Origin of the sequence: Reyranella sp. (assembly GCF_965229815.1) — a bacterium.
Classification (GTDB): domain Bacteria; phylum Pseudomonadota; class Alphaproteobacteria; order Reyranellales; family Reyranellaceae; genus Reyranella.
Genome location: NZ_CBDDJN010000002.1, coordinates 206,329 through 221,743, shown reverse-complemented (window position 1 = coordinate 221,743; position 15,415 = coordinate 206,329). Strand labels below are relative to the sequence as shown.

15 protein-coding genes are annotated in these 15,415 nt (G+C 69.4%); 10 read left to right on the top strand and 5 right to left on the bottom strand.

Annotated features, from left to right (window positions below):
* Window positions 1-73 precede the first annotated feature (73 nt).
* From ACO073_RS01465 to ACO073_RS01440, 6 genes are all read left to right on the top strand, one after another.
* Window positions 74-859, top strand: coding sequence for an alpha/beta fold hydrolase (locus ACO073_RS01465; protein ID WP_421994539.1), 786 nt, complete (start codon window positions 74-76; stop codon window positions 857-859).
* A 14-nt stretch (window positions 860-873) separates the two neighbouring features.
* Complete coding sequence (locus tag ACO073_RS01460; protein ID WP_421994537.1) at window positions 874-2,109, top strand: LLM class flavin-dependent oxidoreductase; 1,236 nt, start codon at window positions 874-876, stop codon at window positions 2,107-2,109.
* A 206-nt stretch (window positions 2,110-2,315) separates the two neighbouring features.
* Window positions 2,316-3,212, top strand: a complete 897-nt coding sequence (locus ACO073_RS01455) for an LLM class F420-dependent oxidoreductase (RefSeq protein WP_421994535.1) — start codon at window positions 2,316-2,318, stop codon at window positions 3,210-3,212.
* Window positions 3,213-3,339: 127 nt separating this feature from the next.
* Window positions 3,340-3,834 carry a (2Fe-2S)-binding protein gene (locus tag ACO073_RS01450; RefSeq protein ID WP_421994533.1) on the top strand — a complete coding sequence of 165 codons (495 nt, stop codon included), beginning with the start codon at window positions 3,340-3,342 and terminating at the stop codon, window positions 3,832-3,834.
* Complete coding sequence (locus ACO073_RS01445) at window positions 3,831-5,966, top strand: molybdopterin cofactor-binding domain-containing protein (RefSeq protein ID WP_421994531.1); 2,136 nt, start codon at window positions 3,831-3,833, stop codon at window positions 5,964-5,966. Before ACO073_RS01450 ends, ACO073_RS01445 begins: the two co-directional genes overlap by 4 nt.
* Window positions 5,967-6,040: 74 nt before the next feature.
* Complete coding sequence (locus tag ACO073_RS01440; protein ID WP_421994529.1) at window positions 6,041-6,358, top strand: hypothetical protein; 318 nt, start codon at window positions 6,041-6,043, stop codon at window positions 6,356-6,358.
* 21 nt (window positions 6,359-6,379) lie between these two features.
* Here ACO073_RS01440 and ACO073_RS01435 read toward each other — a convergent pair whose 3' ends face one another.
* The 4 genes from ACO073_RS01435 to ACO073_RS01420 all read right to left on the bottom strand — a co-directional run bounded on the left by ACO073_RS01435 (window position 6,380) and on the right by ACO073_RS01420 (window position 10,621).
* On the bottom strand, window positions 6,380-7,630 hold the full coding sequence (locus ACO073_RS01435; protein ID WP_421994527.1) for an SLC13 family permease: 1,251 nt from the start codon (window positions 7,628-7,630) through the stop codon (window positions 6,380-6,382).
* 149 nt (window positions 7,631-7,779) lie between these two features.
* Complete coding sequence (locus ACO073_RS01430) at window positions 7,780-8,664, bottom strand: TauD/TfdA dioxygenase family protein (protein ID WP_421994525.1); 885 nt, start codon at window positions 8,662-8,664, stop codon at window positions 7,780-7,782.
* Window positions 8,665-8,746: 82 nt separating this feature from the next.
* Window positions 8,747-9,367, bottom strand: coding sequence for an NIPSNAP family protein (locus ACO073_RS01425; protein ID WP_421994523.1), 621 nt, complete (start codon window positions 9,365-9,367; stop codon window positions 8,747-8,749).
* A gap of 69 nt (window positions 9,368-9,436) precedes the next feature.
* A complete protein-coding gene (locus tag ACO073_RS01420) occupies window positions 9,437-10,621 on the bottom strand; it encodes an LLM class flavin-dependent oxidoreductase (RefSeq protein WP_421994521.1) in 1,185 nt (394 codons plus the stop codon).
* 124 nt (window positions 10,622-10,745) lie between these two features.
* Here ACO073_RS01420 and ACO073_RS01415 point away from each other — a divergent pair, with 124 nt between their 5' ends.
* The 4 genes from ACO073_RS01415 to ACO073_RS01400 all read left to right on the top strand — a co-directional run bounded on the left by ACO073_RS01415 (window position 10,746) and on the right by ACO073_RS01400 (window position 14,694).
* On the top strand, window positions 10,746-11,702 hold the full coding sequence (locus ACO073_RS01415; RefSeq protein WP_421994519.1) for a hypothetical protein: 957 nt from the start codon (window positions 10,746-10,748) through the stop codon (window positions 11,700-11,702).
* 48 nt (window positions 11,703-11,750) lie between these two features.
* On the top strand, window positions 11,751-12,626 hold the full coding sequence (locus ACO073_RS01410) for an SDR family NAD(P)-dependent oxidoreductase (RefSeq protein WP_421994517.1): 876 nt from the start codon (window positions 11,751-11,753) through the stop codon (window positions 12,624-12,626).
* A gap of 79 nt (window positions 12,627-12,705) precedes the next feature.
* Complete coding sequence (locus ACO073_RS01405; RefSeq protein ID WP_421994515.1) at window positions 12,706-14,037, top strand: mechanosensitive ion channel family protein; 1,332 nt, start codon at window positions 12,706-12,708, stop codon at window positions 14,035-14,037.
* A gap of 87 nt (window positions 14,038-14,124) precedes the next feature.
* Window positions 14,125-14,694 (top strand): hypothetical protein, encoded by a 570-nt coding sequence (locus ACO073_RS01400; RefSeq protein WP_421994513.1) that lies wholly within the window; start codon window positions 14,125-14,127, stop codon window positions 14,692-14,694.
* 39 nt (window positions 14,695-14,733) lie between these two features.
* Here ACO073_RS01400 and ACO073_RS01395 read toward each other — a convergent pair whose 3' ends face one another.
* Window positions 14,734-15,255 carry a hypothetical protein gene (locus tag ACO073_RS01395; protein WP_421994511.1) on the bottom strand — a complete coding sequence of 174 codons (522 nt, stop codon included), beginning with the start codon at window positions 15,253-15,255 and terminating at the stop codon, window positions 14,734-14,736.
* Window positions 15,256-15,415 lie beyond the last annotated feature (160 nt).

Sequence of the window (15,415 nt, the reverse complement as noted above, 5' to 3'; positions counted from 1 at the left end):
TGCCCCGGAAGTTTGACTTGCCGCGATGACGTTGCAACCATCCCTCCAAACACAATCCGGAGGGACGGTGCCAATGGCGGGCGTGGACTGGTCGGATTCCACCATCGAGGTCGGCGGCACGAAGCTGCACTTGAAACGCGGCGGCCGCGGCCATCCGGTGCTGGTGCTGCACCACGAGACCGGCACGCTCGACGACCTGCCCTTCTACGACGCCCTGGCGACGCAGTACGACGTGCTGGTGCCGCATCATCCCGGCTACAGCCGCTCGCCGCGTCCCGACTGGATGCGCAGCACCCGCGACATCGCCATCGTCTATCGCGGCCTGCTGAACAAGCTCGGCCTGTCCCGCCCGGCGCTGGTCGGGCTGGGCTTCGGCGGCTGGATCGCCGCCGAGATGGCGACCATGGCGCCGGGCGACCTTTCCCATCTGGTGCTGGCCGGCGCGATGGGCATCAAGCCGCCGCAGGGCGACATCCTGGACCAGGCGATCACCGGCTATGTCGACTATGTGCGGGCGGGCTTTCATGACCAGGCGGCGTTCGACCGGCTCTACGGCGCCGAGCCGAGCGTCGACCAGCTCGAAATGTGGGACATCTGCCGCGAGATGAGCTTCCGCATCGCCTGGAAGCCCTACATGTACAGCCAGACGCTTCCGCACCTGCTGGGGGCGGTGGCGGCGCCGGCCCTCGTCGTCTGGGGCGAGGATGACCGCGTGGTGCCGCCGAGTGCCGGGCGCCGCTACGTCGAGGTCCTTCCGTCGGCCAGGCTCGAGATCGTACCGTCGTGCGGGCATTGCGTCGAGATGGAGCAGCCCGAGACGCTCGCCAGGCTTGTCAGCAACTTCATCGGTCGGGGGTAGACGCCATGCACCTGATGTACTTCACCGAACAGCCCATGTCGGCCTACGACGAACAGGCCGGCCGCGACTTCGGCGCCACCGCGCTGATGTTCCCCAACAAGAACTTCGATCCCGTCGCCGGCTCGCGGCTCTACAACGAGTATATCGAGCAGTACATGCTGGCCGAGGAGGTCGGCATCGACGGCATCATGCTGAACGAGCATCACAACGCGCCGTTCTGCATGCAGGCCAAGGCCAACATCTTCGCCGCGATCCTCGCGGGCATGACCAAGAAGGTGAAGATCGTGATGCTGGGCAATCCGCTGCCGCTGGCGGAGAACCCGGTGCGGCTGGCCGAGGAGCTGGCCATGATCGACATGATCTCCAAGGGCCGGCTGGTCTCGGGCTTCGTGCGCGGCGGCGGCCAGGAGCAGCTCGCCACCGGCGTCAATCCCGCCTTCAACCGCGAACGCTTCGAGGAGGCGCACGAGCTGGTGGTCCGCGCCTGGACCCAGCCCGGCCCGTTTCGCTTCGAGGGCACGCACTACCAGCACCGGGTCGTGAACCCCTGGGCGGTGCCGCTGCAGAAGCCCTATCCGCGCGTCTGGATCCCCGGCGTCATCAGCAAGGAGACGATCATCTGGGCGGCGCAGCAGCGCTATCCCTACATCGCGCTCAACACCTCGATCGAGCAGACCAAGAAGATCTGGGAGCTCTACGACCAGGTGGCGCTGCAGGCGGGCTATGTCGGCGGGCCGGAGAATCGCGGCTACCTGATCCAGGTCCACATCTCCGACAGCGAGGAGAAAGCGATCGAGAACGCCCGGCAGTTCCGCTGGATGCAGGGCGAGTTCACCGGCCTCGCCCATCCGGTGTGGAGCACGCCCTCGGGCTACGGCTCGCCGTCGAACCGGCGCGCCTTCGTCGAGTTCGCCGCCGGCCGTGCCATCAACCCGCGCGGCAACACCAGCTTCGAGCAGCAGATGGCCGACCTGCGCATCATCGCCGGCACCCCGAAGACGGTGGTCGCCAAGCTGAAGCGCATCCTCGAGGAGACGCGGCCCGGCATCCTGGCGCTGTGGGGCAACGACGGCCGGGTCAGCCAGAAGGACTCGCTGACCTGCATCCGCCTGATGGGCCAGGAAGTCTTCCCGGCGATCCGCGAGATCGCCCGGAGCCTCGACCTCAAGAGCCCGTTCGAGGCCGACGCGCCGGTCCATCTCAAGTATTCGACCGACCTGAAGCCCGCCAAGGCAGCCGCCGCGGAGTAGTCTTCGACGATCACGGGTCCGCAAGCCCGCTCATGATCTGGTTCTCATGTCATGTTCCTCTCCCCCGCTAGGGGGAGAGGTTAGGTGAGGGGGTTGCACGAGCTGCTGATGCCCCCTCTCCCAACCTCTCCCCCTAGCGGGGGAGAGGAGCTTGAATCATGAGCTGGCCTGGAGGACTGCGGTCCTGCAAGAGGGGAGACAACACCATGCAACTCGGCGCCTCTCTACCGGTCGGCGACATCGGTACCGGTCCCGCGCCGCTGCGTGACTATGCGCAGGCGGCCGAAGGGCTGGGCTACCAGTATCTCCTGGCGGCCGACCATGTGCTGGGCGGCAATCCCGACATCGACTATGGCGGCCGGCGCGTCGGCACCACGGCGACGGCCTATCACGATCCCTTCGTGGTCTTCGCCTTCCTGGCGGGCGTCACGAAGAAGATGGGCTTCGCCTCGGGCGTGGTGATCCTGGCGCAGCGCCAGGCGGCGCTGGTGGCCAAGCAGGCGGCCTGCCTCGACGAGCTGTGCGAGGGCCGCTTTCGCCTCGGCATCGGCGTCGGCTGGAACGAGATCGAGTTCCAGGGACTTGGCATGGACTTCCGCACGCGCGGCCGGCGCTCGGCCGAGCAGGTGCGCTTCATGCAGGCGTTGTGGGCCGAGCCCAGCATCACCTTCAAGGGCGAGTTCCATCAGCTCGACGATGGCGGCATCAACCCGCGGCCGAAGTCCGGCCGCGTGCCGGTGTGGTTCGGCGGCCATGCCGAGGCGACCTTCAAGCGGACCGCCAAGTACGGCGACGGCTTCATGCCGCTGCAGTATCCGGCGGGCGACGATGCCCTGAAGGCCTTCGACAAGCTGCGCGCCCTGATCAGGGCCGAGGGCCGAGATCCCGCGGCGGTCGGGCTCGAGGTCTGGGTGTCGCCCGGCAAGGGAACGCCCGACGACTGGCGCCGCGAGTTCACCTTCTGGAAGAAGGCCGGCGTGACCCACGTCACCTGCCATACGACCTATGTCAGCAACCATCACAAGCGCATCGCGGGCAAGGGCTACGCCGACCATCTCGACGCGATCACCCGCTATCGCGCGGCCGTCGCCGATCTCCTGTAGGCTCAAGCATCATGCTCCTCTCCCCCTTGGGGGAGAGGCTGGGTGAGGGGGACAGTGGAGAGAATCCTCGATGGCCCCCTCACCTGACCTCTCCCCCAAAGAGGGAGAGGAATCGGAGGGAAGGTTCATGGCCATCGCTTTCACGCTCAACGGTCAGGCCCGAACAGTCGACGCGCCGGAGACGGCGACGCTGCTCGAGGTGCTGCGCAACCATCTCGGCCTGATGGGCACGCGCTATGGCTGCGGGCTGGAGCAGTGCGGCTGCTGCACGGTGCTGGTCGACGGCGAGCCGGTCTATGCCTGCACGCGCGAGGTCGGGACGGTCGCCGACGCCCGGGTGACCACGGTCGAGGGGCTGGGCTCGGCCGAGCGGCCGCATCCCCTGCAGCAGGCCTTCCTCGACGAGCAGGCCGGCCAGTGCGGCTACTGCCTGAGCGGCATCGTGATGTCGGCCAAGGCGCTGCTCGACCGCAATCCCGCGCCCGATCGCGCCGCCATCGTGGCGGCGCTCGACCGCCATCTCTGCCGCTGCGGCGCGCACCAGCGCATCCTGCGCGCCGTCGAGCGCGCGGCGGCCGCGTTGCGCGCCGGCACCAGCGCGGGCGCGGGGACGCCGTCGTGAGCGCGCCGACCCTGCCGCAGAGCCTGGTCGACAATCCACGGCTCGACCGGTGGATCCGCTTCCTGCCCGACCGCACGGTGCGCATCGCCACCGGCAAGGTCGAGATGGGCCAGGGCGTTGTCACGGCCATCGGCCAGATCGCGGCCGACGAGCTCGACCTGCCGCTCGACCGCGTCGCCGTCCTGTCGGGCAGCACCACCGACGGGCCCGACGAGCAGTACACGACCTCGTCGCTGTCGATCGAGGTCTCCGGCGGCTCGGTGCGGCTGGTCTGCGCCGAGGTCCGTGCGAAGGCCCTGGAGCGCGCGGCGCTGCGGCTGAACTGCAGCCCCGACGACCTCGCCGTGGTCGACGGACACTTCGTGCAGAACGGTGCGGCGACCGGGCAGGACTACTGGACCGTCGCGGGCGAGATCGACTTCGGCCAGGCCGCTACCGGCACGGCGCCGGTCAAGCCGGCCTCGGCCTACACCGTCGTCGGTCGCAGCGTGCCGCGCGTCGACCTGCCGGCCAAGCTCTCGGGCGCTGCCTTCGTCCACGACGAGATGCCGAAGGACGTCCTGCATGCCCGCACGCTGCGCCAGCCCGGCCGTGGCGCCACGCTGGCGGCGCTCGACGAGGCCGCCATCCGCCGCGCTGCCCTGCGCGGCCACGCGGGCGCCGAACTCACGATCGTGCGCGAGGCGAGCTTCGCGGCCTTCGTGAGCCCGGTCGAGAGCGTCGCGGAGGCCGCCGCCGCCGCCGCGCCGGCGCATGCCACCTGGCAGGGGGCGCCTCGCCTCGATCCGGCGCAGCAGGAAGCCGCCTGGCTGCAGGGCCGGCCGAGCGACGACCGGCGCATCGGCGCCTGGCCGGGACCCGCGACGCCGCCGAAGGATCCGGTGCGGATCACCGTGTCGCGGCCCTACATCGCGCACGCCTCGATGGCGCCGTCCTGTGCGCTCGCCCGGTTCAGCGACGGGCACCTCACCGTGCGTTCGCACGGCCAGGGCATGCATCCGCTGCGGAAGAACCTGTCCGCCGTGCTCGGCCTGCCGGTCGAGGCGATCACCGCCCAGCATCTGCACGGCGCGGGCTGCTATGGCCACAACGGCGCCGACGATGCCGCGCTCGACGCCGCGCTGGTCGCCCGCCACCTGCCGGACCGCTGGATTCGCCTGCAATGGCGGCGAGAGGAGGAGTTCGGCTTCGAGCCGGTCGGGCCCGCGATGCTGGTCACGCTGCACGTCGACCTCGACGCTGAGGGCCGGCCGGCCGACTGGACGACCGAGATCTGGAGCCCGACGCATGTGCAGCGCCCTGGCAACGGCACCGGCTGGCTGCTGGCCAGCGAGGCGCTGGCCGAGCCGCCGCCCCCGGTGGCGCCGTTCGATCCGCCCGAGGCGCGCGGCGGCGGCGGCACGCGCAACGCCGTGCCGATCTACGACGTGCCGGCGCATCGCATCCTGCATCATCTCGTGCTCGACCCGCCGGTGCGCACCTCGGCGCTGCGCGGGCTGGGCGCGCTGCCCAACGTCTTCGCCATCGAATCGCTGATCGACGATCTCGCCGCGCGCGCCGGCGAGGATCCGGTCGCCTACCGCCTGTCCATCCTGAGCGAGAAGCGGGCGCGACGGCTGGTGGAACTGGTGGCCGAGCGCTCCGGCTGGCCGTCGCGCGGCCCCGCCGGCACCGGCAAGGGGCTCGGCATCGGCGTCGCGCGCTACAAGAACCGCGCCGCCTACGCCGCCGTGGTCGCCGCCGTCACCGTCGAGGAGACGGTGCGGGTCGACCGGGTCTGGTGCGTCGCCGACGCCGGCCTCGTCGTCAACCCGGACGGCGCGCGCAACCAGCTCGAGGGCGGCATCCTGCAAGCCGTGAGCTGGACCCTGAAGGAACAGGTACGGCTCGACGGCGAGGGCATCGCCTCGCGCGACTGGGACAGCTACCCCATCCTGCGCTTCGGCGAGGTGCCGGAGATGGCGGCCGAGTTCGTCGATGGCGCCGGCAATCCGCCGCTCGGAGTCGGCGAATGCACCGTCGGGCCGACGGCGGCCGCCATCGGCAACGCCGTCAATCATGCGCTGGGCGTGCGCATTCGCGACATGCCGCTCGACCGCGAGCGCATCATGGCCGCATTGCTCAAGACCTGACGGGCGGCCTATATCTGGGGCGCCTGCCCGGAGAGGCGCGCGGACGGGCCCGCGAACGGAATGGAGAAGTGGCGATGCGCGTGCTGGCCCTGTTGCTTGTGTTGCTCTCCCTGCCGGCCTTCGCCGCCGATTATTCGCCGTGGCCGGACGCCGGCAGCATCGAGTTGGCGCAGGCCCAGACCCCGGGCAAGCCGGGCCAGCCGGGACAGGGACAGCAGGGGGGCAAGATCGAGCCGCGCGGCAGCCTGAGCGGCGGCAACTATCCCGGCCGGTACTGCTGCATTCACTGCCGGCCCAACGAGGTCCCGTGCGGCGGCGTGTGCATGGCCAAGGACAAGGGCGGCGCCATGTGCAAGAAGCCCGCCGGCTGCGCCTGCCCCGGCAAGCCCTGAACTTCCGACCGACGAGGCGCCTCACGCGCCGCCGGCCCTCCAGGAAATCCATCCATAGGTCAATCCGACCGACACGACGGTGATCGGGAGGACCGCGAGCGAGAACTGCCAGAACGTGAACGGTGCCTGGCCGAATTTCTCCGACTGCTGAACGACGATGACGTTGCTGGCGGCGCTGATGATGAACAGGTTGCCGGCCAGCGTCGAGATGCCGGCCAGCATCATCAGGTTGGGGACCTCGCCGTTGGGCAGCAGCTTCAGGTAGATGTCCACGACCGGGACATTGGAGAACAGCTGGCTTGCCCAGAAGCTGATCGCCGCCGTGACCGGCGGCTCGTCGAGCCGATCCTGCAGGGAGCCGAGCAAAGCCTGCAGCGATCCCGACTGCAGCAGCGACCCGGTGACCACGAACATCGCCGCAAAAAAGGCCAGAGTCGGCCAGTCGACTTCCCTGAACGTCTGGAGACGCCGGTTGGAGAACAGGAAGATCGGTGCGCAGCCGATCAGGCTGGCCACGCCGAACGGCACGGAAAGCCCGCTCGCGCTCCTCTCGAGCAGGCTGTCGGCGCCGACCAGGACGACGAGCAGGGCGGTTCCCAGATAGGCCGGCCAGGTACGCGGCTCGGAATGCGGCGGCGGCAGGTCGACGATCGTGCTCCCGGTGGCCGATGGTCCTCTGCGGAGGGCGCGCCCGAGCCAGACGAAAACGAAGGCGAGAGAGGCCAGTGTCGGCACCGCCAGCCACAGCGCGAACGTGCCGACCGGATTGTCGAAATGTCCGGCGGTGGCGATCAGGATGTTCTGCGGATTGCCGACCGGGCTCACCATGCTGCCGACCGTCACGGTCGCACACAGCGCGATCAGGAGGGTGACGGGTGGCCGGTTGAGCGCCCGGGCGAGCATCAAGGCGATCGGCGTGCCGATCACCGCGGCCGCGTCATTGGTCAGGACCGCCGAACAGAGCGCGGTGGCCAGGATGAAGATCAGGAAAGTGCGGGCCGGTCGGCGCGTATCGATGATGCGCCGGCCGATCGCGTGAGAAATGCCCGAATCGTACAGCGCCGATCCGACGGCAAAGACGCCGAACAGATAGACGATGACGTTCCAGTCGACGGCCTTGACGGCGGCAAGCGGCGAAATCTCGCCGAGTATCAGCAGAACGGCGGCCCCCGCCGTCATGATGTGCCAGATGCGGACGAATCGAGGCAACCGCTGGCGAACGGCGATCAACAGGAAGACGACGCAGGAGACCACGAGGCTTGTCGAAAGCATGTGCGGGGGCGCCTCGGGCGATGGCTTCGAATGTCGCGAGGAGTTCTCGACCCCCCGTCTTGTTCCATCCGACGCATGCCTGTCCACGGCCGAATCCGCCACGGATCGGTCCGCGTCGCGCGGTCTACCCGCCGTCGGCGGTCTGAGCCCTACGCCGCCAGCTGCACCGCCGTCGGACCGTCGCCGGCCAGGGTCGTGCGCCGCATGTCGCGCCGCTCGTGCGCCGGGAACGGCCGCGCGCGATGCATGGTCTGGCGGTTGTCCCACATGACCAGGTCGCCGATCCGCCACTGGTGGGTGTAGACGAACTCGCGCTGGGTGGCGTGCTCGATCAGGTCGCGCAGGAAGGCGCGCGCCTCCGGCATCGGCCACCCGACGATCTCGCCGGCGTGGCTCGAAAGATAGAGCGACTTGCGGCCGGTCACCGGATGGACGCGCACCATGCACTGCCGCACCGGCCGGAAGCGCTCGCGCTCCTCGTCCGTGAAGTCGGTGAAGCCGATGAGCTGGCGCGAGAACATCTGCGAATGCTCGCAGACCATGTCCTCGACCAGCGCCTTGGTCTCCTCGTCGAGCGCGTCGTAGGCGGCGCGCATGTCGGCGAACTGCGTGTTGCCGCCCCTGGTCGGCAGGCTGACGGCGTGCAGCAACGAGTATTTGGCCGGCACGACCTTGAACGACGAATCCGAATGCCACAGCCGGTTGCCGATGCCGAACAACCGCCGCCGGTCGTCGCGGGCAAACGGCCGGTTCTCCTTGTCGAGGTTGGAGACGTCCGCGAAGGTCGTCGGGAGGCGATACTCGCTGGCCGCCCGCAGGCTGGTGCCGATCGCGTGCTCGATCTCGCCCAGGCTCTGGGTGAAGGCGAGCTGCTGGGCGTCGTCGATGTCCTGGTCGTGGAACACCAGGATGGCGTAGCGATCCATGCCGGCATGGATCGCGGCGACCTCGTCGCGCGTGAGCGGCCGGCGCATGTCGATGCCCTCGACCTCGCCGGCGAAGCAGGGTCCGATCTGGCGGATGCTGACGGTCATGGCGGCGCTTCCTCTTTTGCTTTCTTTCGGATTCCTCTCCCCCCAACGGGGGAGAGGAGCATGAACTCGTGCAAGGACATCGTCAGCGCAGCGGCGACCAGCTCGCCGGCACCGCGAAGCAGTTCTCCTGCTTCAGCAGGTTGACGCCGTCGGGGCGCGGCGGCGGCCACTGGCCGGGCTTCATCGCCTGGGCGCGCCGGGTCTCGCGGTCGGCCATGTTCTTGTAGGCCCAGACATGGACCCACTGGTTGAGCGCGCCGATGTCGGAGAAGCCCGCGAACACCAGCGGCGAGATCGCCGAGCGCGCCGCCACCAGCGGCTTCCAGGCCTCGATCACCTTGGGGATGGCGCCGGGATTGTAGGTGTAGGTGCGGAACTCGTAGAGCGCGCCGTGCTCGCCGGGATCGAACGGCGGCGAGAAGGGCGCCGGGTGCAGGATCTTGCTCTCCATCTCGAGGATGAACTCGGCCATCTTGGGCGGCCACACGCCGCTCCGCACCGCCTCGGCGCGGATCTGGTCGCGTTCGTTCATGTCCTTGTAGGGCCAGATATGGATGATCTGGTTCAGCGTGCCGACCTCGGTCCGCCAGAAGCCGGCGAAACGCGACAGCTTGGCGCGCGCCGGCAAGGCGGCGCCGAACAGCTCCTCGACCTTGGGGATGCTGCCCGGCTTCATCAGGTAGGTGCGCATTTCGAAGATCATCTGGCTTCCTCTCTCCTGACATGCGCCCGACGGTGGCGCACGGATTCGATCGTGGGATCAGGCCACGCCCTAGTCGGCTGCCGCCCTGGCCGCGGGCGAGCCGAAGGCCGGCATCACTTCCTTGGCGAAACGTTCGAGCTGCTCCAGCGCGACCGACAGCGGCGTGCCGAGCGCCATGCTGCAGCTCACGCGCTCGAGTCCCGGGTAGCGCTTCTCGACCGCCTTCAGCTCGGCGATGATGTCGTCCGGCGTGCCGGCCAGGAAGCCGCCCGCCTTCACCGCATCCTCGATGCGCGGCAGCCTGATGCCGGGCACCAGGCGCGGGTCGCGCATGGCCGCGATCTGCTCCTCGGTGATGGCGCGCACCAGGCGAAGCTCGCCGAACATCTTCATGTTCTCCTCGTAGTACTGCGCCGCCGCCCGCATGGCGGCCTCGCGGCTCTCGGCGATGAAGAACTGGTAGCCGAGCGACAGCCGCTCGCCGAGCGCCAGCTCGACGCCGCGCCGCGCATAGGCGGCGCGGAACTCGACCATGTGGCGGTCGACGGCGCCGCCCTCGGCCGAGCCGCCGCCGATCACGCCGGAGATGCCGTGCTTGGCCATGAAGTCGAAGGCGCGCGCCGAGCCGCTCTGGATCGGCTGCCAGCATTCGACCGGCAGGCGCATCGGCCGCGGCACGAGGGTCAGCTCCTTCAGCGTGTAACCGCGATAGGGCACGGCCGGCGGCAGCGTGTAGTGCTTGCCGTGATGGCTGAAGCGCTCCTCGTTGAAGGCCTTGAAGACGATGTCGACGCCTTCCTCGAACAGTTCGCGGTTGGCCGCCTGGTCGGTCAGCGGCGAGCCGAAGGTCTCGACCTCGCGCGTGTGGTAGCCGCGGCCGACGCCGAACACGACGCGGCCGCCGGTCAGGATGTCGGCCATGGCATAGTCCTCGGCCAGGCGCAGCGGGTGCCACATCGGCACGATGTTGAAGCCGCAGCCGAGCCGCAGGTTACGCGTCAGGCCGGCGAGGTGGGTCGCCATCATCAGCAGGTTGGGGATGCACTCCGTCCCTTCCGGCTGGAAATGATGCTCGGCCATCCAGAACGTGTCGTAGCCCAGCCCGTCCATGGTCCGGGCATAGGCGACCGCCTTGTGAAGGGCGCCGGCGAGCTCCTCGTTGGAATACCACCGGTCGTTGATCGGCTTGCCGAGGTAGCCGAGCTCCTCCATGTCGACGGTGCCGACATAGGAACTGTCGAATTTGGTGATCATGGGCAGATCCTCCCGGGCAGCTTTTCGCCCGCCGGGCGTGCCCTTGGCGGCAGTTCCGCATTTTTTGCAGGGGCTGCCAACCGGGATTCGTGCAAAGCTCCCTTCTCCCGGAGGGAGGCGACCCATGCCCAAGGACGGCAAGACGTACGACCGCAGTGCCGAGGATCTCGGCAACATCGTGGGCCTCGAGCACGTCAACCTGCAGGTCGCGGACCAGGGCCTGACGACGCTGTTCTACATCAGCGGCCTCGGCCTCACCCGCGACCCCTACCTGATGACCAGCGTCGACAACATGTGGGTGAACGTCGGCCACAGCCAGTTCCACCTGATCACCGGCAAGCCGCAGCGCCTGCGCGGCCGCACCGGCCTGGTGATCCCCGATCGAGCCGCGCTGCTGCAGCGGCTGGACCGGATGAAGAAGCCGCTCGAGGGCACGCGCTTCGCCTTCGCCGAGCACGAGGACTTCGTCGAGACGACCTGCCCGTGGGGCAACACGCTGCGCATCCACGAGCCCGGTGCTTTCGGCCGGATGCAGCTCGGCATGCCCTATGTCGAGTTCGACGTGCCGACGGGCGCCGCCCGGCCGATCGCGGATTTCTACGCCGAGGTCTTCGAGACGGACACCGCGGTCGACGAGGGCGGCGAGGCGCCGGCGGCGCACGTCTCGGTCGGGCCCTCGCAGGAGCTGATCTTCCGCGAGAGCAAGGCCCCACAGGAGGCCTATGACGGCCATCACATCCAGGTCTACGTCGCCAACTTCTCGCGTCCGCACAAGCGGCTGCTCGCCCGCGATCTCGTCACCGAGGAAAGCAACCAGTACCAGTACCGCTTCGAGCAGATCATCGATCTCGAGACCGGCGCGCCGCTGTTCCAGATCGAGCACGAGGTGCGCTCGATGACCAACCCGCTCTATGCGCGGCCGCTGGTCAACCGCAACCCGGCACAGAACAACCGCAACTACGTGCCGGGCCGCGACGGCTGGGTGGCCGAGCCGCTGGGGACGGAGATGGACGATCCACGCCGGGAGCGCCGCCAGCAGCGCTTCGACTCCGTGACACGCCGGCGCCAGGCGGCGGAGTAGGCCGGCGCCCGTTGCCCGCAGGCGGGCAACGGGGATAGAGACGCTGCGATGAAGTCCGTGGTCATCACCGGCGTTTCGACCGGGATCGGCAACGCCGCCGCGGCCGAGCTCTGCCGGCGCGGCTGGCGCGTCTTCGGCAGCGTCCGCACCACGGCCGATGCCGACCGCCTGCAGACCGAGCTCGGCCCGTCCTTCACGCCCCTGGTGTTCGACGTCACCGATGCCGGTGCCGTGCGCGCCGCGGCCGATCGCGTTCGCGAGACGCTGGCCGGCGACACGCTGGCGGGCCTGGTCAACAATGCCGGCATCTCCAGTCCCGGGCCGCTCAGCGTGATGGCACCGGAGATCGTGCGCCGGCATTTCGAGGTCAACGTCGTGGGCGTGCTGCACGTCGTGCAGGCCTTCCTGCCGCTCCTGCGGACGCCGCGCGACGGCGGCCAGGCGCCCGGCCGCATCGTCAACATCAGCTCGGTGAGCGGCCGCATCGCCTATCCGTTCATGGGCGCCTATGCCGCCTCCAAGCACGCGCTCGAGGCACTTTCGGATTCGCTCCGGCGCGAGCTCATGATCTACGGCATCGACGTCATCGTGGTGCAGCCGGCCTCGATCGACACGCCGATCTGGGACAAGGCGCAGCACATCAGCACGGCCTTCGAGGACAGCGACTACGCCCCGCTGTTCCGCGGCGTCGACCTGCAGCACAACCGGCGCACCGCCATGCCGGTCGCGACCGTGACCCGTCGCATCGTCGAGGCGCTCGAGAGCCGCCGGCCTCGGGCGCGCTACCTCGTGCCCGACCACTACTGGAAATTCTGGGTGGCGCCGCGCCTGCTGCCCGACCGCTGGCTCGACCGCATCATCGACCGCATGCTGAACTTCAAGTCGGTGCGCGAGGGGCTGAAGGACCCGCCGCCCGGGTCCTGACGCCCCGGGAAAGGAACCCGCCCTGTCCGCCGGCTGTTTTGTCTGGACCGCGCGCAAGGAAAGACAGGGAGGCCCAGGGATGGACAGGTACCTCGATCCGGCATTCTACGACGCCGAGCTCGACGCGACGCGGCACTGGCTGGAGGAGAATGCGCTCTCGCTCAGCGTCGCGACGCTGGGCCAGGCGCTGGCGATCGGCATCCTCTATCTGGTCGCGCGGCTCCTGTCGGGCCGAATCCGGGCGCGGCTGCTGCGCACCGGCGCCGCCGGCGCGGCGCGGCCGGAGGCCTCGCGCCTGGCCCTGGTGGCCACGCCGCTCGTCCTGCCGGCCGTCTGGCTCCTGCTCCTGTGGCCGTCCGTCGTGCTGGCGGCCGGCGCCGGCCTGCCGCTCCACCTGCTGAAGACCGCGGCGAGCCTGCTCAGCGCCTGGGTGGTGATCCGCCTCACCGCCTCGCTGGTGCGCGACCCGCTCTGGTCGCGCCTCGTCGCCGTCGTGATCTGGGTCATCGCCGCGCTCAGCATCCTCGACCTGCTGGAGCCGACCATGGTCGCCTTCGACCGAGTCGCCCTCAGTCTCGGCGGCCTGCGCATCTCGGTCCTGACGGTGATCGAGGGCCTGCTCTCGCTGGCGCTGCTGCTGTGGGTCGCGACCCTGGTCGGGCGCGTGCTCGAGCGGCGCATCACCAGCGCCGCGACGCTGACGCCCTCGCTGCAGGTGCTGGTCGTCAAGCTGCTGAAGATCGTGCTGGCGGTCATCGCCGTGTTCCTGGCCCTGCGCACGGTCGGCATCGACCTCACGGCCTTCGCCGTCCTGACCGGCGCGATCGGCGTCGGCATCGGCTTCGGTCTCCAGAAGATCGTGGCCAACTTCGTGAGCGGCATCACCATCCTGCTCGACAAGTCGATCAAGCCCGGCGACGTGCTGGTGGTCGGCGACACCTACGGCCGCGTGAACGCGCTGGCCGCGCGCTACGTCTCCGTCATCACCCGCGACGGCATGGAGTACCTGATCCCCAACGAGGAGCTGGTGACGCGCCAGGTCGTCAACTGGACCTACAGCTCGCGACAGGTGCGGCTGAGGCAGCCGGTCGGCATCTCCTACCGCTCCGATGTCCGCCGCGCGATGGCGCTCTGCCTCGAGTCCGCCGGTGCGGTCGGGCGGGTGATGAAGGAGCCGGCGCCGGTCTGCCTGCTCAAGGGCTTCGGCGACAGTTCGGTCGACCTCGAGCTGCGCTTCTGGATCCAGGATCCGATGAACGGCCTATCCAACGTCCGGAGCGAGGTGCTGCTGAACATCTGGGACCGCTTCCAGGCCGACGGTATCGAGATCCCGTTCCCGCAGCGCGACCTGCATGTCCGGACGCCGCTCGAGGTGACGGTCCGCGACGCCGCGCTCGCGCCGGGCGGCTGAGGGGGCGCCGGCGACCAATTGCAGTCCCGCAACGTTTTTATCGCCTGCCATCCTCGTTAGCCTCTCCGAAAATCGGGGGAGGTCTTCATGATCCTGGGCCTGTTGTTCACGCTGACGCTCGCGGGCGCCGTTCTGGGCGGGGCCGCCGTCGCCGGCGCCCAGGAGACGGTGCGCTGGTACGGCATCGCCTGCAGCCATTCGCGGATCGCCGTGCCCGACGGCCTGCGCTGCCGTTCGACCCAGAACTATTCGGGCGGACAGAGGGGCTGGGAGGCCGACGCCGACGGCACCTTCCGGAACTGGGTCGCGCAGGGCAGCGAGAACGGCTCGAGCGTCTTCTACTATCTCGCCGAGGCGACCAGCTCCGGTGCCTCGATCATGGAGGGGGCCTCGCTGCAGAAGGACATCCGGTCGGAGATGCGCGACGGCCGCATGACCCGGGACTTCTCGCCGCTCGGCCATCGCCTGGGCGCCGACTTCATGACCTTCACCAGCGAGCACGGCCATGCCTGCATCGGCGTCCGCCGCTACGGCCCCTCGCAGGGCGACGGCTTCCTCTGGATCCTCTACGGCATCCGCTGCGCGCCGCTCGGCGGCACGCTCGGTCCGGCCGAGGTCGACGCCTTCATCGGCAGCGTCCGGGTCCGCGCCGCCTGAGCGGTGTCCGCGCCGTCTGAGCGCGCGACGCGGCCGGCCTCAGTGGACCAAGGTGCGGCCCGGGTCCTGGCCCGGCGACATGTCGAGATGCATGGCGTTGGGCGCCTTGTGGAAGCGCATCACGAGGTAGCGGACGCCGATATAGACGGCGAGGAAGGTCGCCGCCGCCGCCAGCACGCCGAACTTGCCGGAGCGGCGCGTCATGAGGTCGGAGGACACGAAGCGGGCCACCGCCAGCAGCAGCAGCGCCGCCGCCGCGCCCATCCCGTCCCAGGCCGGGGCGACCCGGATCAGCTTGTGGCCGAAATCCTGGTTGACCTTGAGCAGCATCCCGGCGGCCGCGCCCAGCGCCACGCCGCCGACGATGGCGGCGGCCCACAGCTCGAAGCGCTTGCCCGGCGACACGACCAGCAGGATCACGGCCACCAGCAGGGCCGCGACCGGCGCGATCGCCCAGGCGCGCCGCGGGGCGGCCTTGGCGGTCACCTCCTGGCGCATCGCCCAGACGGCCAGTGCGGCCAGCATGATGGCGCCAAGATGCGCGAACAGGGTGGCTTTCATCTCTCGGCGGCCGCCCGGTGAGTGGGGCGGCCAAGGCATGGAACGACCGTGGAAAGTGCCATGTCCAGCGGTTGTCCTCCCTCCATTGTCGCAGCCTGAAGCGGCGCTGACCATTTTGGCCCGTTCGTCATCGAACGGCAACGAAGGGGCCGGCCAATTT